Annotated in this window: 20 protein-coding genes and 1 tRNA gene; 8 read left to right on the top strand and 13 right to left on the bottom strand. The window is 60.6% G+C overall.

Annotated features, from left to right (window positions below; genetic code table 11):
• The first annotated feature begins 65 nt into the window (after positions 1–65).
• Positions 66–2483: a DNA topoisomerase (ATP-hydrolyzing) subunit B gene (gyrB, locus tag ACR0D8_RS19665; protein ID WP_480649083.1), complete on the top strand. Its 2418-nt coding sequence runs from the start codon at positions 66–68 to the stop codon at positions 2481–2483.
• Positions 2484–2610: 127 nt separating this feature from the next.
• On the opposite strand, the gene ACR0D8_RS19660 is transcribed toward gyrB, so the two are convergent.
• Positions 2611–3153, bottom strand: a complete 543-nt coding sequence (locus ACR0D8_RS19660; protein ID WP_480649081.1) for a luciferase domain-containing protein — start codon at positions 3151–3153, stop codon at positions 2611–2613.
• A gap of 144 nt (positions 3154–3297) precedes the next feature.
• Positions 3298–3531 (bottom strand): ester cyclase, encoded by a 234-nt coding sequence (locus ACR0D8_RS19655; RefSeq protein WP_480649343.1) that lies wholly within the window; start codon positions 3529–3531, stop codon positions 3298–3300.
• A 76-nt stretch (positions 3532–3607) separates the two neighbouring features.
• On the opposite strand from ACR0D8_RS19655, the gene ACR0D8_RS19650 reads away from it, so the two are divergent.
• A complete protein-coding gene (locus ACR0D8_RS19650; protein WP_480649079.1) occupies positions 3608–3955 on the top strand; it encodes an antibiotic biosynthesis monooxygenase family protein in 348 nt (115 codons plus the stop codon).
• Between the two features lie 197 nt (positions 3956–4152).
• On the opposite strand, the gene ACR0D8_RS19645 is transcribed toward ACR0D8_RS19650, so the two are convergent.
• Positions 4153–4746 (bottom strand): TetR/AcrR family transcriptional regulator, encoded by a 594-nt coding sequence (locus ACR0D8_RS19645; protein WP_480649077.1) that lies wholly within the window; start codon positions 4744–4746, stop codon positions 4153–4155.
• A gap of 67 nt (positions 4747–4813) precedes the next feature.
• On the opposite strand from ACR0D8_RS19645, the gene ACR0D8_RS19640 reads away from it, so the two are divergent.
• Positions 4814–5239: a VOC family protein gene (locus ACR0D8_RS19640; RefSeq protein ID WP_480649075.1), complete on the top strand. Its 426-nt coding sequence runs from the start codon at positions 4814–4816 to the stop codon at positions 5237–5239.
• Between the two features lie 117 nt (positions 5240–5356).
• On the opposite strand, the gene ACR0D8_RS19635 is transcribed toward ACR0D8_RS19640, so the two are convergent.
• The 6 genes from ACR0D8_RS19635 to ACR0D8_RS19610 form a co-directional block, all read right to left on the bottom strand.
• Positions 5357–5875 carry an N-acetyltransferase family protein gene (locus ACR0D8_RS19635; RefSeq protein WP_480649073.1) on the bottom strand — a complete coding sequence of 173 codons (519 nt, stop codon included), beginning with the start codon at positions 5873–5875 and terminating at the stop codon, positions 5357–5359.
• Entirely contained in the window at positions 5872–6426 is a 555-nt protein-coding gene (locus ACR0D8_RS19630; protein ID WP_480649071.1) for a helix-turn-helix domain-containing protein, read from the bottom strand. Before ACR0D8_RS19630 ends, ACR0D8_RS19635 begins: the two co-directional genes overlap by 4 nt.
• 117 nt (positions 6427–6543) lie before the next feature.
• The gene (locus ACR0D8_RS19625) at positions 6544–7560 is read right to left on the bottom strand and encodes a Fe(3+) ABC transporter substrate-binding protein (RefSeq protein WP_480649070.1); all 1017 of its coding nucleotides are present in this window, start codon (positions 7558–7560) and stop codon (positions 6544–6546) included.
• 172 nt (positions 7561–7732) lie between these two features.
• Entirely contained in the window at positions 7733–8893 is a 1161-nt protein-coding gene (locus tag ACR0D8_RS19620) for a WD40/YVTN/BNR-like repeat-containing protein (protein WP_480649068.1), read from the bottom strand.
• A 113-nt stretch (positions 8894–9006) separates the two neighbouring features.
• Positions 9007–9132: a type B 50S ribosomal protein L36 gene (gene ykgO / locus ACR0D8_RS19615; protein WP_005648635.1), complete on the bottom strand. Its 126-nt coding sequence runs from the start codon at positions 9130–9132 to the stop codon at positions 9007–9009.
• A 92-nt stretch (positions 9133–9224) separates the two neighbouring features.
• A tRNA-Val gene (locus ACR0D8_RS19610) sits at positions 9225–9299 on the bottom strand.
• Between the two features lie 147 nt (positions 9300–9446).
• On the opposite strand from ACR0D8_RS19610, the gene ACR0D8_RS19605 reads away from it, so the two are divergent.
• Positions 9447–10307 carry an N-formylglutamate amidohydrolase gene (locus tag ACR0D8_RS19605; protein ID WP_480649066.1) on the top strand — a complete coding sequence of 287 codons (861 nt, stop codon included), beginning with the start codon at positions 9447–9449 and terminating at the stop codon, positions 10305–10307.
• Between the two features lie 2 nt (positions 10308–10309).
• Here ACR0D8_RS19605 and ACR0D8_RS19600 read toward each other — a convergent pair whose 3' ends face one another.
• Complete coding sequence (locus ACR0D8_RS19600) at positions 10310–11563, bottom strand: DNA polymerase IV (protein ID WP_480649064.1); 1254 nt, start codon at positions 11561–11563, stop codon at positions 10310–10312.
• Positions 11564–11921: 358 nt separating this feature from the next.
• Positions 11922–12626 (bottom strand): orotidine-5'-phosphate decarboxylase, encoded by a 705-nt coding sequence (gene pyrF, locus ACR0D8_RS19595; protein ID WP_480649062.1) that lies wholly within the window; start codon positions 12624–12626, stop codon positions 11922–11924.
• Positions 12627–12775: 149 nt separating this feature from the next.
• Here pyrF and ACR0D8_RS19590 point away from each other — a divergent pair, with 149 nt between their 5' ends.
• Both ACR0D8_RS19590 and clpB read left to right on the top strand, forming a co-directional pair.
• Positions 12776–13096: a hypothetical protein gene (locus ACR0D8_RS19590; RefSeq protein WP_480649060.1), complete on the top strand. Its 321-nt coding sequence runs from the start codon at positions 12776–12778 to the stop codon at positions 13094–13096.
• Between the two features lie 127 nt (positions 13097–13223).
• On the top strand, positions 13224–15842 hold the full coding sequence (gene clpB / locus ACR0D8_RS19585; RefSeq protein WP_480649058.1) for an ATP-dependent chaperone ClpB: 2619 nt from the start codon (positions 13224–13226) through the stop codon (positions 15840–15842).
• Positions 15843–15909: 67 nt separating this feature from the next.
• On the opposite strand, the gene ACR0D8_RS19580 is transcribed toward clpB, so the two are convergent.
• Positions 15910–16530 (bottom strand): class I SAM-dependent methyltransferase, encoded by a 621-nt coding sequence (locus ACR0D8_RS19580; RefSeq protein ID WP_480649056.1) that lies wholly within the window; start codon positions 16528–16530, stop codon positions 15910–15912.
• A gap of 60 nt (positions 16531–16590) precedes the next feature.
• The gene (locus tag ACR0D8_RS19575) at positions 16591–17406 is read right to left on the bottom strand and encodes a cyclase family protein (protein WP_480649054.1); all 816 of its coding nucleotides are present in this window, start codon (positions 17404–17406) and stop codon (positions 16591–16593) included.
• A 251-nt stretch (positions 17407–17657) separates the two neighbouring features.
• Between ACR0D8_RS19575 and msrP the strand changes: the two genes are divergently transcribed.
• Both msrP and msrQ read left to right on the top strand, forming a co-directional pair.
• Positions 17658–18560, top strand: a complete 903-nt coding sequence (gene msrP / locus ACR0D8_RS19570; RefSeq protein WP_480649052.1) for a protein-methionine-sulfoxide reductase catalytic subunit MsrP — start codon at positions 17658–17660, stop codon at positions 18558–18560.
• 4 nt (positions 18561–18564) lie between these two features.
• A complete protein-coding gene (msrQ, locus tag ACR0D8_RS19565) occupies positions 18565–19179 on the top strand; it encodes a protein-methionine-sulfoxide reductase heme-binding subunit MsrQ (protein WP_480649051.1) in 615 nt (204 codons plus the stop codon).
• The last annotated feature ends 242 nt before the right edge of the window (positions 19180–19421 follow it).

The following is a 19421-nucleotide window of genomic DNA, read 5'->3' as shown; positions in this document are numbered from 1 at the left end:
GGGAGCGCGTGACAATCCCCACCAGAAAACGTATAAGTTACCAAAATAATATAGGTACTAACGGCATGTCCGAAGACGCACAGGCACCGCAGGAATACGGCGCAGATTCCATCAAAGTTCTCAAGGGGTTAGAGGCCGTTCGCAAGCGTCCCGGTATGTATATCGGTGACACGGACGACGGCTCGGGCCTGCACCATATGGTCTATGAGGTTGTCGACAACGGAATTGACGAGGCTCTGGCCGGTCATGCCGACCATGTCACGGTAAAAATCCACGCCGATTCCAGCGTTTCCGTCAGCGACAACGGCCGCGGAATTCCGGTGGATATCCACCCTGAAGAGGGCGTCTCGGCCGCCGAGGTCATCATGACCCAGCTGCACGCGGGCGGGAAGTTCGACAGCAACTCGTACAAAGTGTCGGGCGGTCTGCATGGTGTTGGTGTATCGGTGGTGAACGCCCTGTCGGACTGGCTGGAACTGCGGGTCTGGCGCGACGGGAAAGAGCATGTGGCACGGTTCGAAGGTGGCGAGACATCCGAGCATCTGAAAGTGGTCAGCGAATGCGATGACCGGACCGGAACCGAGGTGCGGTTTCTGGCCTCGACCAATACATTTTCCAACCTGGAATATTCCTTTGAGACTCTGGAAAAACGCCTGCGCGAACTGGCATTCCTGAACTCGGGCGTGCGGATCATCCTGATTGACGAGCGTCCGGCAGAGCGGCTGGAAACCGAACTGTTCTATGAAGGCGGCGTCAAGGAATTTGTCAAATACCTGGACCGGTCCAAGACCGCGGCCATGTCGGAGCCGATCTATATCAAGGGCGAACGCGACGATATCGGCGTTGAAATCGCCATGTGGTGGAATGACAGCTATCACGAGACAGTGCTGCCCTTCACCAACAACATCCCGCAACGTGACGGCGGCACCCATGTGGCCGGCTTCCGGGGGGCCTTGACCCGGACGATCAACAACTATGCGCAGTCCAGCGGGATCGCGAAGAAAGAAAAGGTCAGCTTTACCGGTGACGACGCGCGCGAAGGGCTGACCTGTGTGTTGTCGGTCAAGGTGCCCGACCCCAAGTTCTCGTCACAGACCAAGGACAAGCTGGTGTCGTCGGAAGTTCGCCCGGCGGTCGAAGGCCTGATGAACGAAAAACTGGCCGAGTGGTTCGAAGAAAACCCGAACGAGGCCAAGACCATCGTTGGCAAGATCATCGAAGCCGCTCTGGCGCGCGAGGCCGCCCGCAAGGCGCGCGAACTGACCCGCCGCAAGACGGCGATGGATGTGAACTATCTGGCCGGCAAGCTGAAAGACTGTTCCGAGAAAGACCCGTCCAAGACCGAAGTGTTTCTGGTCGAGGGGGACTCGGCCGGTGGATCAGCGCAGACGGGCCGGGACCGGCTGACTCAGGCCGTGCTGCCCCTGCGTGGTAAAATCCTGAACGTGGAACGCGCGCGGTTCGACCGGATGCTGTCGTCTCAGGAAATCGGCAACCTAGTGATGGCGCTCGGCACCGGCATTGGCCGGGATGAATTCAACATCGAAAAGCTGCGCTACCACAAGATCGTCATCATGACCGATGCTGACGTGGACGGTGCGCATATCCGCACGCTGCTTCTGACCTTTTTCTATCGGCAGATGCCAGAGCTGATCGAAGGCGGATACCTCTATATCGCGCAGCCGCCGCTCTATAAGGTTTCACGCGGTAAATCCGAGGTTTATCTGAAGGATCAGGCGGCGCTGGACGATTACCTGATCAACCAGGGCGTTGAAGGCGCGGTGCTGAAACTCGGTTCGGGCGAAGAGATCATCGGTCAGGACCTGACCCGCGTGGTCGATGAAGCCCGGCAGCTGAAACGCGTGCTGGACGCCTTCCCGACGCATTACCCGCGCCACATTCTGGAACAGGCCGCCGTTGCCGGGGCCTTTGTCCCGGGCGCGGTCGATGCCGACCTGCAAGGCGTGGCCGACAAGGTCGCCGCCCGTCTGGACCTGATCGCGCTGGAATACGAGCGTGGCTGGCAAGGCCGCATCACACAGGACCACGGGATCCGTCTGGCCCGCATTCTGCGGGGCGTCGAGGAAGTCCGCACGCTGGATGGCCCTATGCTGCGCTCGGGCGAGGCGCGCAAGACCGGCAGTTTCACGCAAAGCCTGCAGGAAGTGTACAACTCCCCTGCGACCCTGATCCGCCGGGACCGCGGCCAGGTGATCCACGGCCCGCTCGACCTGTTGCGCGCCATTCTGGAAGAGGGCGAAAAGGGCCTGTCCCTGCAACGCTATAAAGGTCTCGGTGAAATGAACCCCGATCAGCTATGGGAAACCACACTGGACCCGGACGCCCGCACGCTCTTGCAGGTGCGCGTCGACGACATGGTCGAGGCGGATGATCTGTTCACCAAACTGATGGGCGACGTGGTCGAACCGCGCCGCGAATTCATCCAGCAGAACGCGTTGAGTGTTGAGAATCTGGACTTCTGAGCGGGTTTAGGTTTCCCGAAATCTTCGTTGTCGGAGAGGTCAGCTTCTTTTTGAACCTGCCATCAACACCGTTCCGTCAAATTTTCACTGTCTTCTTTCAGCTCTGAATGTGAAGAGTGAGGGTGATTCAGTTTGGTGAAGAACCCACACCTGTAACAAACTCGTATGACGCCTCGACCAGATCGAAAACAACGTCCAGTTCGTTGGTGTTAACCGGGGTGAAGATCATCACGAATCCGCCCCAGCCAGGTCTTTGATCCGCCCACGGGTGACTGACGGCCCAGCCTTTTTCCGCCGCGATCTTGGCCAATTCCGGTGAAAGCGATGCGTGCAGGCTGCCGTCGGGGTGAATGTGGGCGAACTCCCGGCCTCCCACGATAACTTCCGGCCGGGTCAGCGCGGTATCTTCGCTGATCCAGAAGCCGAGGGCACCGGGCAGGGACACAACGGTTTGCCTGATCTCGACGCCGGGCAGCTCAGAAACGCGTTTCAGCAGAGCCTCTGAGATTTCCGGGACGGGTTCCACGTCAATCTGCACATGCGGCACGCCATTTGTCGTGCGCGGAATTGGCGTTTCACGCATCGGCAGATTGGCGATGTCAGCCAAAGCGCCGGGCGCCACGAAGACGCAAACCAGCGATGCCGTACGCAGACGTTGGGTTACCTTCATATCCTGATCTCCCTTTGGCGGACGTTATTAAATATGGGCCCGGCAAGCCGCATAATTGTTTCGGAGCCAATGCCACAGGACAACCTGATCATCCTGTACCCTTACACGAAACGCGAATGAATACCCGCCGATTTTCTTGAAAGTTTACCGACCCGCAAGCTGTTGCAGCGCGCCTACCCAGTCTTCGACATGGTGGGAGCGGACGATTTTAGCGCCCTCCAATTCGTGGATGTCGATTGTCATGATGTCGAAGCCGCAGCCCTGCCCATCGACACCGAACATGGGTCCGGCCGGTTTGCCGGTTGCCCGGCTGCGCACGGTGACGAATTCCCCGGCCTGGTGCATGGCCTGCACCGACCAATCGAGATACGGAACCAGCTTTTCAAATCAGACAAACTGGCCAATGATCACCAGTGGCACTTAGATGGGCGTTCACTCGATACAGGAGACAGCAATGACTTCCGAAGGACCGGTTCTTAGGATTTTCGAAGTTACGGTCAAAGAAGGCCGTTTCGAGGAGCTTCTGCAAAATTTCGCGACCACTTCCGCTCAGGTAGTGAAGGGGCATCATGGCAACCGGGGGTATTTCTTTGGTCGGTGTGTTCAGGGCGGTGAAAACGTGGTGATGTTTGTATCTGTCTGGGACGATCTGAATGCCGTGAAGTCGCGGTTCGGAGAAAGCTGGCAGGCGTCATACCTGCCAGAAGGTTACGAGGAATTGATCGTCAGTTGCTCCATTCGCCATGTCGATGTGAATTCGGGATGGCATGTGCAATCGCTTCAAATGCCGGATATGAGCTAGGTTTGGTTGTCGGTCAGGCCGACGGGGCACGGTCATTCGAAAGTTCCGGGGTTTTCCGATAGCGAGCCACGAGAGGGGTCTTGCTATTACCGCGCAACCTGTGGGCGGACCGCGCAAGGCCCAGCGCGATGATCGCCAGTGTCTAGTCAGCGCAAACCACACCAATGAGATGCGCGCAAGGCACGCAGACCTGTGCCTCAGCGCGCCAGCGTTGTAAACAGCGTGTCCAGTACCTTCAGGTGATCTTCGGGGTCATCCCCTTCTGATACAGCCAGTGCGGCGCGATCAAACAGGGCCGATAGCTGTATGGTCAGGGCATCCACCGGAAGGTCCCTGATCTGACTGGTTCGCATGGCTTCGGTCAGACCCAGGCGCAGGGCATCCGCCGAGGTCTCGCGATCAATCCGGTCGAGCTCGCCTTGCCCCAAAACCGCAGGCCCGTCCAGAAGCATGATCCGCACGCGCCCCTTGTCCTGCATCGCACTCAGATAGCCGCGACTGCCCTGTTTCAGGGCATCGATGGCCGATCCGGGTGCGGTTTTTGCCGCGGTGGTTATGTCTTCGGCGACGGCATTGTATTCCGCCAGGATGACCGCGCGGAAAAGGGCCTCTTTGTCTTCGAAATGATGATACAGCGCGCCGCGCGTCACCTCTGCCGCTTTCGCAATTTCGGGGGTCGAGGTTTCGGCATAACCCTTCTCGGCAAACAGACGCCGGGCCGCGGTCACAAGCGCAGCTCGGGTGGCTTCGGTGCGGGATTTATTCGATCGGGGTTCGTTTTTCTGTTGCATACATACAGCCTGTATGTTTATAGATATTCACATACAGACTGTATGTATTTTTGAAGGGAGACACAATATGAAATGCACGCAATATTACCCGGTGATCCAGACCAGCGACGTCGCGGCGACAAAAGCCTTCTACGTCGATCACTTCCGTTTCAACGTGAGCTTTGACGCGGATTGGTACTGTCATCTGCAATCGAGCGAAGACCCGAAGGTCAACCTGGCGATCCTGAAGGGTGACCATGAAACCATCCCGGCAGAAGGGCAGGGAACCGTCGGCGGCCTGATCCTGAATTTCGAGGTCGAGGATGTGGATGCCGAGTTTCAGCGCATTCAGGGGGCCGGTCTGCCCATCCTCAAGACATTGACAGACGAAGCCTTTGGCCAGCGGCACTTCATCACCCGCGACCCGAATGGAGTGTTGATTGACGTGATCAAACCCATTCCGCCTGTCGGCGACTTTGCCGACCAATACGCACCCGATGCTCTGCCGGTCTGAATAGGCCCCGGCTGCTGCGAGACCCGCCGGTTTCTGCCGGGTCTCGCGCCTATCGCCGGACGGGGTCAATCCGTCGCCCGAGGCGTGCCGTCTTGGTCTGGTCGGATGTCGGCAGTGTCAGCCCAGTCTCTTGAACATATAGGTCGTGGGTTCCAGCCGGTCCTCGAACGGGTTGCGGCAATAGTCGGGGATCTCTCCGGCAACCTGATACCCAAGGCTCTGATACAGAATGCGGGACGGATCAGAGCTCCGCGTATCCAGCACCAGCATCGTCCGGTTCAGCCCAGCGGCGCGTTGCTCCAGCGCCTTCATCAAGGCCCGGCCCAGCCCCTGACGTCGGGCGTCTGGATGGACCAACAGTTTTGCCACATCTGCGCGGTGGGGCTGGTTCGGCATGGCGGCGGGGATCAGTTGCACCGTTCCCAATACGCGCGCGCCGTCACCGGCAACAAACAGGTCCAGCGCGCTGGACCGCAGGTTGGCGAATACGTGGTCGCGCCAATAGGCGCGGGCCTGATCCATGGAAAAAGGCAGAATGAACCCGACGCTGGCCCCGGCGTGGACGCAGGCGTGCAAAATACCGGCCAGATCCTCTGCCACCCTGTCAAAATCGGTATCGGTCAGGCGTGAGATCATATCAGTACCAACAGGTAGCGCGCGCCGCGCGTGGCAGCTGTTTCAAAACGGGTGGGCCCCGACAGGTGATAGCGCAGGCAATCCCCGCCGTTCAGTTGATGCGCAACCCCATCCACGGTCAGGGTCAATGCCCCGTCCAGCACAATCAGGTGATGTTCCTGCCCGGGTTTCGGCGGTGTGTCATAGGCGATGACCGTTCCGGGCGGCAGATGCCCTTCCATTACTTCGCCGTTCAGCCCTGTCGCCGGTGGCGAGACCGACCGGCGGGTAAATCCGGTTTCCGGATCGCGCCATTCCGGCTGCCGCTCAAATGGCACCCGCGGGTCAAAGCTGTCTTCGACCATCATCAGAAGGCGCGACATGGGCAGCCCGTAAGCGGCGCATAAACGGCCCAGCGTTTCGGCGGTCGGGCTGACATCCCCCTTTTCCATCCGGGACAGGGTTGCCCGGCTGACACCGCTGAACTCCGCCAACTGGTCCAGCGACCATCCACGCCCCAGACGCAATTCGTTCAGGCGGGTGGCAAGGCGGTCTGAGAGGTTATCCAGCATCGTCCTGATATGAGAATCATTTCCGTATATGAGAATATTAAACAGAAAATAATATATTGCAACAGGAAAGGGCGCAGAAAACGCTGCGCCCTTTGGAATCTCTGGCTCTTTCGCGGGTTACTTCCAACCAACCTCGTTAAAGATCTTCTGCGCCTCGGGGATGTTCTTGGCAACCTCGGACAGGTTGACCTCATCCGCCTTGAATTCACCCAGAGAGGCGACATTCTCGGCCAGCGCCACACCGGTTACGGCCGGGAATTCATCATTGCCGTTCGAGAAATAGACCTGCGCCTGATCGCCCGCCAGATACTCCAGGAACTTGATGGCGTTTTCCTTGTTGGGCGCGTTCGCGGCAACACCGGCACCCGACAGGTTCATATGCGCGCCTTCGGCGTCCTGCGCCGGAAACTGCACGCCGATCATGTCGATATCGGCGCTCAAGCCCTTGACGTCTTTGCGCAGCGCGCGGGCAAAGTAATAAGAGTTCGATACGGCAATCTCACATTCACCCGAGACGATCCCGCGCAACTGGTCGGTATCGCCGCCCTGCGGTTCGCGCGCCATATTGGCAACCACGCCCTCGGCCCAGGTCTTTGCGGCCTCTGTGCCGTGATTGGTGATGATCGAGGCCAGCAGGGTCTGGTTGTAGGTGTTGCTGGAGGAGCGGATGCAGACTAGACCTTTGTATTCCGGCTTGGCCAGATCCAGATAGGTCGCCGGCGGGTTGGCCACGTCAGCCTTGTCGAAAAAGATGATCCGGGCGCGTTGCGAGAACCCGTACCACTGGTTGTCTTCGTCCTGCAGGTTGGCCGGGATGCGCTCTTCCAGAACGGCGCTTTCGATGGGCTGCAGGATGCCGGCATTCTTGGCGCGGGCCAGACGCGACGTGTCGACGGTCAGCAGGATATCGGCGGGCGAGTTCGCGCCTTCGGCTTCCATCCGGGCGATCAGTTCATCAGCCTTGCCTTCGATGCGGTTGATGGTGATGCCGGTGGCCTCTTCGAAATCGGAATAGAGGCGCTCGTCGGTGTCATAATGGCGCGAGGAATAGAGGTTCAGCTCGCCTTCGGCAGCGGCGGAGGTTGCAATCAGGGCCGTCAGGGCGGCGGCAACGCAGGTAGAGGATTTCAGCATCATGTTTCCCAACGATGAAAATTGTAGCGGGTCGTTATCCGACTGATTTGGTCAATTATACGATTCTGGGAGGGATGCAAGGAAATCCGACAAAATTACTTGGTCAAATGGACGCGGCCAGCGCCTTTAGCGGCGTGGAACAAGGATTATCGTGGCGCCGGCGGGAGCGGAGCTATCCGCGATCCAGAACCTCAACGGCAAGAATCGTCGGCAGGTGGCGGGCGACTTCGGTCCAGCTATCCCCTTCGTCGACGCTGGCAAAAACAGACCCGCTGTTGGTTCCGAAGTAGATCCCGGCGGGGTCGCGGCGGTCGCCGGCCATCGCCTGTCGCAACACGGTGAAAAAACAGCATTCCTGCGGCAACCCGCGGCGCTGATCCTTCCAGGATGCGCCGCTGTTGGTGGATTTCCACACCGCGGCCGCCGCGTCCGGGGGATAACGCCCGATGCTGTCGCCGTTCAGGGGCAGGGTCCAGATCGTGGCCGGGTCGCGCGGGTGAACGTGGATCGGAAACCCGAAGGTCGACGGCAGCCCTTGGGTGATATCCTCCCAGCTGCGCCCACCATCGGGCGAACGCCAGACCCCGTGATGGTTTTGCTGGTACAGCAGGTCGGTGGTTCCGGGGGCCTGAACCATGTTGTGAACACAATGGCCGGTCTCGCCGTCTTTTGGCGCTGCGGGGTGATCATGATGTCCACAGCTTTCTGCATTGGACAATCCGTTCCGCCGTTGCCAGCTTGCGCCACCGTCTTCGGACGCAAAAACACCCGCGGCCGAGATGCCGACCCACAGCTTTTGCGCGTCATCCGGATCGCTCAGAATGGTGTGCAGGACCAGACCCGCGCCGCCCGGATTCCAGTCCGGCGCGGATGGGTGGTTGGTCAGGCCCTCGACCGTCTCCCATGTGCGCCCGCTGTCCGTGCTGGCCAGCAAGCGCGCCGGCTTGGTGCCGGCATAGAGCATTCCGTGCCGGTAGTTCAGCGACCAGATTTGCGAAAACGCATCGGAAAAAGGCGCAGGCTCATCCGTCCAACCGATCATCTGCGCGAAATCCGCGTCATTGGCGGCCCATTCGTCCACCTGACCAGCGGTGAGCTTTGTCACGTCCCAGCTTTTGCCGCCGTCATCGGACCGCCAGACACCGGCGCCATGCCAGTCGCTGCCGCCACCGGCCCAAAGCGTACCGGTTTCCGCGTCGCCGATGACGTGGTTGATCGGCCAGCCGTCGCAATGCGGGCCCGACACGTGCCAGCCCGACCTGTCTCGGCCGCCAGAGATGATGAAGGTGCCCTTGGTTGTTCCGACCAGTACGTCGACGCCGTGTTCTTGCATGGAATCCGCGCTCCGTAATTTGGAGGCCAGAGTAACACGTTACGTCCCGAGGCGCAGAAAACAAAAAAACCGCGCTCAGGGGCGCGGTTCTTTCGAATTGCTATTTGCCGTTCTCAGCCCTGGCGAGCTTTGAACTTGCGCTGCGTCTTGTTGATCACGTAGACGCGGCCTTTGCGACGCACAACACGGCAATCACGGTGCCGGTTCTTGAGCGAGCGGAGCGAGTTCTTGACCTTCATGGTCTGTCTCCAATCTGCGGCGCCTTCATCAAGGACGTGGCCAGCGCCTGGGTTAGCGGGTGCCCCGGGTCAGACCCGAAACAGTGAAACGATGGTGGGCGGTACAAGGATCGAACTTGTGACCCCTTCGATGTCAACGAAGTGCTCTACCGCTGAGCTAACCGCCCACGAACCTTTGCGTGCCCTGCCCCATAACGAAATGGGGCGCGGATCCCCGCGCCGGTAGCGGGGTCTATAAAAGGAGTCGCAAAGGGGTTCAAGGGGTTTGGCAGAACTATTTTCCGGTCTATGTTCGAACCGAACAAGGAGTCACCATGCAGAACGCTGCTTATGTATTGGATATGCCCGCCAAGCGCACGTCTTGCGTGGTATTTTCTTCTCCGCATAGCGGTCGGGACTATCCCGACGCGATGCTGAAGCGGACGGTTCTCAGCCAGAATGTGATTCGATCTTCGGAAGATGCCTTTGTCGATCAGCTGTTTTCAGCGGCGGCAGACTATGGCGCGCCGATGATTTCCGCGACAAAGCCCCGGGCCTATCTGGACCTCAACCGCAGTGCCGATGAGCTGGACCCGGCGCTGATTCAGGGCGCGCGCCGCCACGGGCACAACCCGCGGGTCGCCTCGGGCCTTGGGGTGATTCCCCGGGTCGTGGCCAACGGGCGGGCGATCTATCGCGGCAAACTGACGATGGACGAGGCGCGCCTGCGTATCGACACCTGTTGGCGCCCCTATCACGCGCGTATCAAGTCGCTGCTGACCGAATCGCACGACGCGTTCGGACAGGCGATCCTGATCGACTGCCATTCGATGCCGCATGAGGCCGTTGCAATGGCCAGCGGTACAAATTCCCGACGGCCCGAGGTGGTTCTGGGTGATCGGTTCGGCGCATCAGCCTCGGCCGAGATCGTGGACCGGATCGAATCGGCCTTCGCGTCGGCCGGCCTGAACGTGGCCCGAAACGCACCCTTTGCCGGTGCTTATGTGACCCAGACCTATGGCCGCCCGGGCCGCCATCAGCACGCCGTTCAGATCGAGATCGACCGGTCGCTCTATATGGACGAGGCGACCATTCTGCCGAATGACAATTTCGCCGCGTTTCAGGAGATTCTGCGCGAGGTCATCCGCGATATTGCCGGCATCGGGGATGAGCCGCTGCGTCTGGCAGCGGAATAGCGTCACCGCAAAGCGCGACCCTTCACGATCGCATCGGTCCCGAACCGGCGCCGAATCTCGTCGGTGGCCCGTTCCGCCTGTGAACGCCGGGTGGCACCGGGGTCCAGCAGATCGCCAGAGATATCGGCCTGCGCCTCGGGACACAGATCAGACAGGCCGCATCCCAGCAGCCGGTAGGGTCCCTGATCCCCGACTTGATCGAACAGACCCCGCGCGGTGCGATAAATCCGGTCCGCAATCTGGGTGGCATCCCGCAGGGACACGCGGCGCGTGATGGTCTTGTGGTTGGCCTTTTTCAGCTTCAGCGTGACGACCCGCCCGGCCAGCCCTTTGGCCTTGGCGCGGTCGGCGACCTTTTCGGCCATGCGCCATAAATGCCCGTCCAGAATGTCCGGATTGGCCGTGTCCTCGAAAAAGGTCGTCTCGTTGCTGATGGATTTCATCGGTTCATGCGCTGATACGCGCCGCTTGTCCTGCCCCCGCGCCAGATGCCAGAGCCGGTAACCCATCGAGCCAAAGCGCGCCGTCAGCGCCTCCTGATCCCAGCGCAGCAGGTCTGAAAAACTGCGGATGCCCGCTCGGTCCAGTGATTCCTGCGCCGCCGGACCAATGCCCCAGATCAGGCGAACCGGCTTGTCATGCAGGAATTCGGCGGTTTCGGCTTTGCCAATCACCGAAAACCCGCGCGGCTTGTCCAGATCCGATGCAACCTTGGCCAGAAACTTGTTATGCGACAGGCCGATCGAGCCGGTCACGCCCAGCTCGTCCTTCATCCGCTTCACCAGCCGCGCCAGCATGACAGCAGGGGGCGCCCCGTGCAGGCGCTGCGTTCCGGACAAGTCCATGAAGGCCTCGTCCAGCGACAGCGGTTCGACCACCGGCGTCAGCTCGTCCATCATCTTGCGGATCTCACGCGACACCTCGGCATAGACAGACATGCGCGGCTTGATCACCACCGCATCGGGGCAAAGCTGCAATGCCTTGAACATCGGCATGGCCGACCGCACGCCGCGAATGCGCGCCACATAACAAGCGGTCGACACAACGCCGCGCTTACCGCCGCCGATGATAACCGCCTTATCGGCCAGTTCCGGATTGTCGCGCTTTTCGACCGACGCATAGAACGCATCGCAATCCATATGTGCGATGGACAGCTCGAACAATTCCGGATGCGCCGTGACCCGCGGGCTGCCGCAGGACGGGCACCGGGGTTCGTCCTTCAATGTGGTCAGGCAGTCTCGGCAAAGACCGGGCATCCAAATCTTTCCGTCCTAAATGCGATCCGTTCAGCGGCCTACTTATATCAGTCCCTGCTGCCGGGCAAAGCCCCGAGAAGGGGTGAACGACTGGTCTGTTCCGGAAGAAGACCCCCCGCAATTGGGCGGGGGGAGGTGACGGACCTCAGGAAGATATGGTCCGCGGGGAGTATCACGGGTTTAGAATCGCTCAAATTCCGATAATTCGATAGGACCTTGGCCACATAGCCAAAACTCGTGTTTTTCATGTGTGTTTTGGGGCACAGAGACGATTTGGCGCGGACCCGGTGAAAAGTGACGCTAGGTCAACTGGTTGGCGGGTTTTCCGGACCGGTTTCAGCGGGTTTCGCGGGTTCGTCTAGTGATGTGTCAAGGAATTTAACTCGGCCAGAACCGCCTCGGCAGCCGCCTTCGGGTTGTCGGCCTGATAGATCGGGCGGCCCACCACGATGTGGTCGGCGCCGTCGCCAATGGCACTTGCCGGCGTCGCAACCCGTTTCTGATCGCCCAGTGCCGCACCTGCGGGACGCACGCCGGGGGTCACGATCAGGCGACCCTCGGCCTGGGGCAGGGCGCGGATCAGGGCTGCCTCCTGCGGGCTGGCGATAACACCGTCGGCCCCGGCCTCCAGCGCCCTGGCCGCGCGTTCGACGACCAGTTCCTGCACGTCGCCGTCCTTTAGCAGGCTGGCATCCAGATCGTCGCGGTTCAGCGAGGTCAGGATGGTCACGGCCAGAATTCTGAGGTCCTTGCCGGACGCCCCTTCCTTGGCGGCGCGCACCACATGCGGGTCGCCATGAACGGTCAGGAAATCCAGATCGAACTGCGCCAGCCCGCGCACCGCGTTTTCCACCGTGTTGCCGATATCGAACAGCTTCATGTCCAGAAAGATGCGCTTGCCATGATCCTGTTTCAGCTCATTGGCCAGCGCCAGCCCGCCGCCGGTCAGCATGCCCAGACCGATCTTGTAGAACGACACGGCATCACCCAGCCGCTCGGCCATGGCCAGACCTTGCAGGGCGTTCGGGACATCGAGGGCAACGATCAGGCGGTCATCGGACATGGGGGTGCTCCTGCTTGGCAAACGTCTGCGTCCTAGCGGTTTCGGACGCGTGTGTCCATGCGGCAGCTTCGGGTTGTCGAATTCACGCAGCCAAAGCAGGTCTGTGCTAAGGTGCCGGCCATTGCCTTCGGAATTTGAAAGGGGAAACCATGAACAAATGGGTTATCGCGGGGCTGGCGCTGACGCTTGCCGGATGTCAGGACATGCCGCTTGAGACAGAAGCGGCCGATACCGTCATAACATCGCCGACAAATGACGATCTGAGGCTGGTGGGCGGGTATCGGTCGACCGATGACGATTGCCAGCTGACCGGTGAGACGGCTTTTACGATCGAGTTTCTGGATGACGCGGCTGATCTAGTCTCCTGTCCGAAAGGCAGTGACGCGGCGCAATCTCTGGTCGACATGTATGACGCGCGGCAGATGGCGGAAACCGGAGGTTACACAGTCTATTCCGTGCCCCGCCGATAGGTCGGGAATCTGCGGTGTAGCCTCTTGAACAGGTAAAGATATTTCCCAGATTGAATGTGAGGCCCAGACCGAAGCGTGCCGCCAAGCGGGCGCAGCGAAATTAGGGCGCTTATGAAAGGAGAATAATATGGACTTGAACAAGTTCACCGAACGGGCACGGGGTTTCGTGCAGGCGGCGCAGACCATTGCGCTGCGCGAAGGGCACCAGAGGCTGGAGCCCACACACATACTCAAAGCATTGATGGATGACGATCAGGGGCTGGCCAGCAACCTGATCACCCGCGCGGGCGGCGCACCCAGCCGCGTGGTCGAGGCGCTGGACGCTGCGATGGGGAAAATCCCGAAGGTCAGTGGCGACGCGAGCCAGGTGTATCTGGATGGCCAGACCGCCAAAGTTCTGGACGAGGCCGAAAAGATCGCCACCAAGGCGGGCGACAGCTTTGTGCCGGTCGAACGCGTCCTGATGGCGCTGTGTATGGTGAAATCCAAAGCCAAAGACGCGTTGGAGGCCGGAGCCGTTTCCGCGCAAAAGTTAAACGAAGCGATCAACGATATCCGTAAAGGCCGCACCGCTGACACTGCGTCAGCGGAAGAGGGTTATGACGCGCTTAAGAAATACGCGCGCGATCTGACCGAGGCTGCGGCTGAGGGCAAGATTGACCCGATCATCGGGCGGGATGAGGAAATCCGCCGCTCGATGCAGGTTCTGTCGCGCCGCACCAAGAACAACCCGGTTCTGATCGGCGAACCCGGCGTTGGTAAAACCGCGATTGCCGAGGGCATGGCCCTGCGCATCATCAACGGTGACGTGCCGGAATCGCTGAAGGACAAGAAGCTGCTGGCGCTCGACATGGGTGCGCTGATCGCCGGGGCGAAATACCGAGGCGAGTTCGAAGAACGCCTCAAGGCCGTTTTGACCGAAGTGACCGAGGCCGCTGGTGAGATCATTCTGTTTATCGACGAGATGCACACGCTGGTCGGCGCGGGCAAATCTGACGGCGCGATGGATGCCGCCAACCTGATCAAGCCTGCGCTTGCCCGAGGTGAGCTGCACTGTATCGGTGCGACCACGCTGGATGAGTACCGCAAATACGTGGAAAAAGACGCGGCCCTTGCGCGCCGGTTCCAGCCGGTGATGGTCACGGAGCCAACCGTCGAGGACACGATCAGCATTCTGCGCGGCATCAAGGAAAAATACGAACTGCACCACGGTGTGCGCATCTCGGATTCGGCGCTGGTGTCGGCGGCGACGCTGTCGCATCGCTACATCACCGACCGGTTCCTGCCTGACAAAGCTATCGACCTTGTCGATGAGGCGGCGTCGCGCCTGCGGATGGAAGTGGATTCCAAACCCGAAGAACTCGATCAGTTGGATCGCCAGATTCTGCAAATGCAGATCGAGGAAGAGGCACTGAAGCTTGAGGACGACGCGGCCTCCAAGGATCGTCTGGAAACCTTGCAAAAGGACCTGGCCGATCTGCAGGAGAAATCGGCCGAGATGACCGCACAGTGGCAGGCTGAACGCGACAAACTCGCGGGTGCGCGGGATCTGAAAGAACAGCTCGACAAGGCGCGCGCTGATCTGGAGATCGCCAAGCGCGAAGGCAATCTGGCCAAGGCGGGTGAGCTGTCCTACGGCATCATCCCGGAGCTTGAGAAAAAGCTGACCGAGGCAGAGAACGCCGAAAGCAACGCCATGATGGCCGAGGAAACGGTGCGCCCGGAACAGATCGCGTCGGTGGTCGAACGCTGGACCGGTATCCCGACCGCCAAGATGCTGGAGGGCGAGCGCGAGAAGCTGCTGCGGATGGAGGACGATCTGCATTCCCGCGTGATCGGGCAGGACGCGGCGGTGACCGCCGTCGCCAACGCGGTGCGCCGTGCGCGTGCGGGCCTGAACGACGAAGGCCGCCCGCTGGGCTCGTTCCTGTTCCTCGGGCCAACCGGTGTGGGTAAGACCGAGCTGACCAAGGCCGTGGCGAACTTCCTGTTCGATGACGACAACGCGATGGTGCGCATCGACATGTCCGAGTTCATGGAGAAACACGCCGTCGCCCGTCTGATTGGTGCCCCTCCGGGCTATGTCGGCTATGACGAAGGCGGTGTGCTGACCGAAGCCGTGCGGCGCAGGCCCTATCAGGTCGTGCTGTTTGACGAGGTCGAAAAGGCGCACCCGGATGTGTTCAACGTGCTGTTACAGGTTCTCGATGACGGCGTGCTGACCGATGGTCAGGGCCGCACCGTGGACTTCAAGCAAACGCTGATCATCCTGACGTCGAACCTTGGGTCGCAGGCGCTCAGCCAGTTGCCCGAAGGCGCCGACAGTGCGCAGGCGCGGCGTGATGTGATGGACGCGGTCCGGGCGCATTTCCGGCCCGAGTTCCTGAACCGTCTGGACGAGACGATCATCTTCGACCGACTCAAGCGGGCCGATATGGATGGCATTGTCGATATCCAGATGGCACGCCTGCAGAAACGTCTGGCCGCCCGCAAGATCGAGCTGGCGCTGGATGATGGTGCCAAGGAATGGCTGGCGAACGAAGGCTATGACCCGGTCTTCGGGGCCCGCCCGCTGAAACGCGTGATCCAGCGCGCCTTGCAGAATCCGCTGGCCGAGGCTTTGCTGGCCGGTGAGATCAAGGATGGCGAAACCGTTCCGGTGACCGCCGGGTCTGACGGGCTGATCATTGGTGACCGGCTGGGCACGTCAGACCGGCCGCGCCCCGATGATGCGGTGGTGCATTGATCGCAGATGGCAAGACCCGCCCCACCGGCGGGTCTTTTTTGTTCACACCGGACCTTTCGCAGAACGCTCAGGGCTTTCGAGCCGCCACGATGCCCCGGCTTGTGCGGGATGGTGGACCGGAGGGAAACGCATAGACGCTTTCGCTGACGAACCCTGCGGCGTCCAGCAGTTCCAGTATCTCGTTCCGCCGAAACGTGCGGTGACGCCATTGGAACCAGATTATGGCGTTGCACCAATGCGGCTTGGACACCACAAGGTACAGACGTCCACCGGGGCGCATCAGGTCGTGAATGTCCCGAAGCGCCTGTACGGGGTCCGGGCAATGCTCGATCACATGGGCCGCAAGTGCCACGTCCACCGGCGCAAGCTGAACCTCCCCCAGCAGACCTTGCGAGAGGTTCGGTTCGACCTGCCTGGCGCGCAACGCCGCCTGACCTTGTTTGAGCATATCGCCGCTGGGCTCCAGCAAGGTCAGCTCTTGCGGTGGTCCGTGGATGGCCACCCAGGCTTCGGCGAATGAGGCCGTACCGGCCCCGACATCCAGCACCCGTTCGGCATCGGCGTCCCGCCTGTCGGCCGAGAGAAAACCCAGATAGCCATCGTAATAACCAAGCACGCGCATCTTGTCCCGCCACCGGGGGGCGACCGTGTCATAGCGAAACGTGATATCAGCGGTCGATTTGGCCATGTTCTGCGCAGTTGCGGCAGTGTCCCGGCAGGCCGGAACGCGCCTGCCACCTGATGCCCCCTATACCAGAGCGAAAATCCGCGCCGGGCCGCCGGTGCCGCCCGCATGTTTCGGGGCCCCGATGACCAGCGTCGCGCCTGCGGCGGGCACCCGGTCAAGCCCGGCCAGGCATTCGATCCCGAACCGGCCGGTCGGCAGCCAGGCGTAATGGGTGGCGAAATCGGCCGACATGCCGTGATCCAGCGACAGGGTATCCACCGCGATCGACCGCGCGCCGGTTTCTTCAATCAGCATCTGCGCGGCCTCGACATGGAAACCGGGATAGTGCTGGGCCTCGCCATCAAAATTGCGGAACTCTTCCGTGGCGGTTTTACCCGCCCAGCCGGAATGCATCGCCACGCAGGCACCGTCCGGGATGTCGCCGTTGGCGGCGATCCATGCCTTTAGATCGTCTGGTGTGACCCGGGTGTCGGCGTCTTCGGCAGCGCGTGCGGCGATATCCACGACGCACAGGGGGGCGACAAGGTCCCCGACCGGGATTTCGTCGACCGATGCACCATCCGCGGAAAAGTGCAGCGGCGCGTCGATATGTGTGCCGGTATGTTCATTGATCGACAGGTTGAACAGGTTGAAGCCGTGATCGGCAAAGCGGAACGCCTGTTCCGCGGCAAAGCCGGGTTCGCCGCCCCAGGTCGGGAAATCAGCGCTCAGCGTGTGGGTCATATCTTCGACCTGACCGTGGCCCGCCGCAAGGGCTGCCGGGGCACTGGCACCGGATGCGGCCACTGCCACGCCCGAGGCGGCCGCAGCTTTGAAAAACCCTCGTCTCGACAGCATACGGTCCTTGACCGCGTTCATCACACAGATGTCACACATTCGTCTTCTCCCTTCTGGCTGTCCCGGCAATCGGGCGGGCGGAAAGACCGGGGTCTGTACCCCGGACCGCCCAGGAAAGACTGCATTTTGGAACACGCAGTTGTAAAGATCGGATGCCCCGGCATGCCCGGCCGGGTCGGGCAACGGGCTGCATACATTACAATCCGGTCGCCCAATCGTGACGCATGTTGCCTTGGACCTGTGCTAAGAGCGGACTAACTGAGACTGAAGTGCGGAATACGGAGTTCTAAATGGCGCATCGCTGGACCAACACACTTACACATGCCGACGTCACCCCTAGGGCGGCGTTTTTGAACCGGCGGCAGGTCATGGCCGGGCTGGCAGGTGTCGGGCTGGCGGGAATGGCGCCGGGGGCTTCGGCCCAGCAGGTTCTGGAGCCGAACAGTTGGGAGGCGATCACCTCATACAACAACTATTACGAGTTCGGCACGCGAAAGGACGATCCGGCGAAATACGCCCATCAGCTGGTAACCGAACCGTGGAGTGTCAGCATCGACGGCATGGTCGACAGGCCCGGCGCGTATGACTTCAGGGACATCATGTCCGAGATGACGGTGGAGGAGCGCATTTATCGTTTCCGCTGTGTCGAGGCCTGGTCGATGGTGATCCCGTGGAACGGGTTCGAACTGGCCGATCTTCTGAACATGGCCGGAGTGCAGGATGGGGCCAAATATGTGGCCTTTGAGACGGCCTATCGCCCGGATGAAATGCCCGGGGTTCAGTTTCCGGTGCTTGACTGGCCCTATCGCGAAGGGCTGCGGCTGGATGAGGCGATGCATCCGCTGACGATCATGGCGACGGGAATATACGGTCGCCCGATCCCAAATCAGAACGGTGCGCCGCTGCGATTGGTGGTGCCATGGAAATACGGATTCAAATCCATCAAGTCGATCGTCCGTATCACCCTGACGGATGTCGAACCTCCGACCAGCTGGAACATGGCGAACCCGCGTGAATACGGGTTCTATAGTAATGTGAACCCGAATGTGGATCATCCCCGCTGGTCTCAGGCATCAGAACGTCAGATCGGCGGTGGTCTGTTTGCCAAGCGTATCCCGACCCTGATGTATAACGGCTATGAAGCCGAGGTCGCGGGCCTTTACGAAGGCATGGACCTGTCGAAAGACTACTGACCCCATGCAGTCGCTGAATCAGATATTGCGCCGCATTCCGGTTTGGGCCGTGTATGTGCTGGGCGCGCTGCCGGCCCCGTGGTTGTTCTATCAGGGCCTGACCGGCGGTCTGGGCGTCGATCCGATCGAAGCATTGGAGCATCGGTACGGAGAGCTGGCGTTGCAGCTTTTGATCTTCGTGCTGGCAATCTCGCCCCTGCGGTGGTTTCTGGGTCTGAACCTGATGAAGTTCCGCCGCGCCCTTGGGGTGCTGACCTTTACCTATGTCAGCCTGCATCTGCTGGTCTGGCTGGTTCTGGACGTGCAGGTACCGGGGCAGATCTGGGCCGATATCGTCAAACGCCCCTATATTACTGTAGGCATGGCGGCGTTTGTCCTGTTGCTGCCGTTGGCTGTGACATCGAACAACCTGTCGGTCCGGCGGTTGGGCCCATTCTGGCGCAGGCTGCAGCGTCTGGCTTATCCGGCGGCAGTTCTCGGCGGGCTGCACTATGTCATGCTGGCCAAGGGGTTTCAGCTCGAACCTCTGATCTACCTGTCGCTGATCATCGGCCTGCTTCTGCTGCGGGTTCCGTTCCCGACCCTGCTGACTCGGCTGCGTCAGGCCGATTCCGCCTGACTCGCGACTGAGTCTGTGGGTAAGCCTGTGCAAAACCCGGGATTCGCATGCATGCAAGCCGGCGCGTTCGGCTTCTTCACTCCTTTCGATCATTTAAGGCGTTGAAAATATATGTCTTTTTGAAGCTCCTTGGTTTTTTGCAAGTTTCCTGAATTTTCCACTTGCGGCTAGTGTTGGTTATACTTAGAACCCCCTTCACCGGCGCTGGTGAGGCGCTGGGTTTGCATCGGATGGACGGTGCT

It is taken from the genome of Ruegeria sp. BG10 (assembly GCF_056538575.1).
The sequence above is the reverse complement of the archived record's forward strand: the minus strand, read 5'-3'. Positions and strand labels throughout refer to the sequence as shown.

Excerpts from the sequence above, each read along its gene's own strand:
- ACR0D8_RS19605 (WP_480649066.1), top strand. The coding sequence starts at position 9,447 with ATGCAGAACGCTGCTTATGTATTGGATATGCCCGCCAAGCGCACGTCT.
- ACR0D8_RS19600 (WP_480649064.1), bottom strand. The coding sequence starts at position 11,563 with ATGCCCGGTCTTTGCCGAGACTGCCTGACCACATTGAAGGACGAACCC.
- ACR0D8_RS19645 (WP_480649077.1), bottom strand. The coding sequence starts at position 4,746 with ATGCAACAGAAAAACGAACCCCGATCGAATAAATCCCGCACCGAAGCC.
- ACR0D8_RS19640 (WP_480649075.1), top strand. The coding sequence starts at position 4,814 with ATGAAATGCACGCAATATTACCCGGTGATCCAGACCAGCGACGTCGCG.
- ykgO (WP_005648635.1), bottom strand. The coding sequence starts at position 9,132 with ATGAAGGTCAAGAACTCGCTCCGCTCGCTCAAGAACCGGCACCGTGAT.
- ACR0D8_RS19575 (WP_480649054.1), bottom strand. The coding sequence starts at position 17,406 with ATGTGTGACATCTGTGTGATGAACGCGGTCAAGGACCGTATGCTGTCG.
- ACR0D8_RS19660 (WP_480649081.1), bottom strand. The coding sequence starts at position 3,153 with ATGAAGGTAACCCAACGTCTGCGTACGGCATCGCTGGTTTGCGTCTTC.
- msrQ (WP_480649051.1), top strand. The coding sequence starts at position 18,565 with ATGCAGTCGCTGAATCAGATATTGCGCCGCATTCCGGTTTGGGCCGTG.
- ACR0D8_RS19630 (WP_480649071.1), bottom strand. The coding sequence starts at position 6,426 with ATGCTGGATAACCTCTCAGACCGCCTTGCCACCCGCCTGAACGAATTG.
- clpB (WP_480649058.1), top strand. The coding sequence starts at position 13,224 with ATGGACTTGAACAAGTTCACCGAACGGGCACGGGGTTTCGTGCAGGCG.
- ACR0D8_RS19590 (WP_480649060.1), top strand. The coding sequence starts at position 12,776 with ATGAACAAATGGGTTATCGCGGGGCTGGCGCTGACGCTTGCCGGATGT.
- gyrB (WP_480649083.1), top strand. The coding sequence starts at position 66 with ATGTCCGAAGACGCACAGGCACCGCAGGAATACGGCGCAGATTCCATC.
- pyrF (WP_480649062.1), bottom strand. The coding sequence starts at position 12,626 with ATGTCCGATGACCGCCTGATCGTTGCCCTCGATGTCCCGAACGCCCTG.
- msrP (WP_480649052.1), top strand. The coding sequence starts at position 17,658 with ATGGCGCATCGCTGGACCAACACACTTACACATGCCGACGTCACCCCT.
- ACR0D8_RS19650 (WP_480649079.1), top strand. The coding sequence starts at position 3,608 with ATGACTTCCGAAGGACCGGTTCTTAGGATTTTCGAAGTTACGGTCAAA.
- ACR0D8_RS19620 (WP_480649068.1), bottom strand. The coding sequence starts at position 8,893 with ATGCAAGAACACGGCGTCGACGTACTGGTCGGAACAACCAAGGGCACC.
- ACR0D8_RS19635 (WP_480649073.1), bottom strand. The coding sequence starts at position 5,875 with ATGATCTCACGCCTGACCGATACCGATTTTGACAGGGTGGCAGAGGAT.
- ACR0D8_RS19580 (WP_480649056.1), bottom strand. The coding sequence starts at position 16,530 with ATGGCCAAATCGACCGCTGATATCACGTTTCGCTATGACACGGTCGCC.
- ACR0D8_RS19625 (WP_480649070.1), bottom strand. The coding sequence starts at position 7,560 with ATGCTGAAATCCTCTACCTGCGTTGCCGCCGCCCTGACGGCCCTGATT.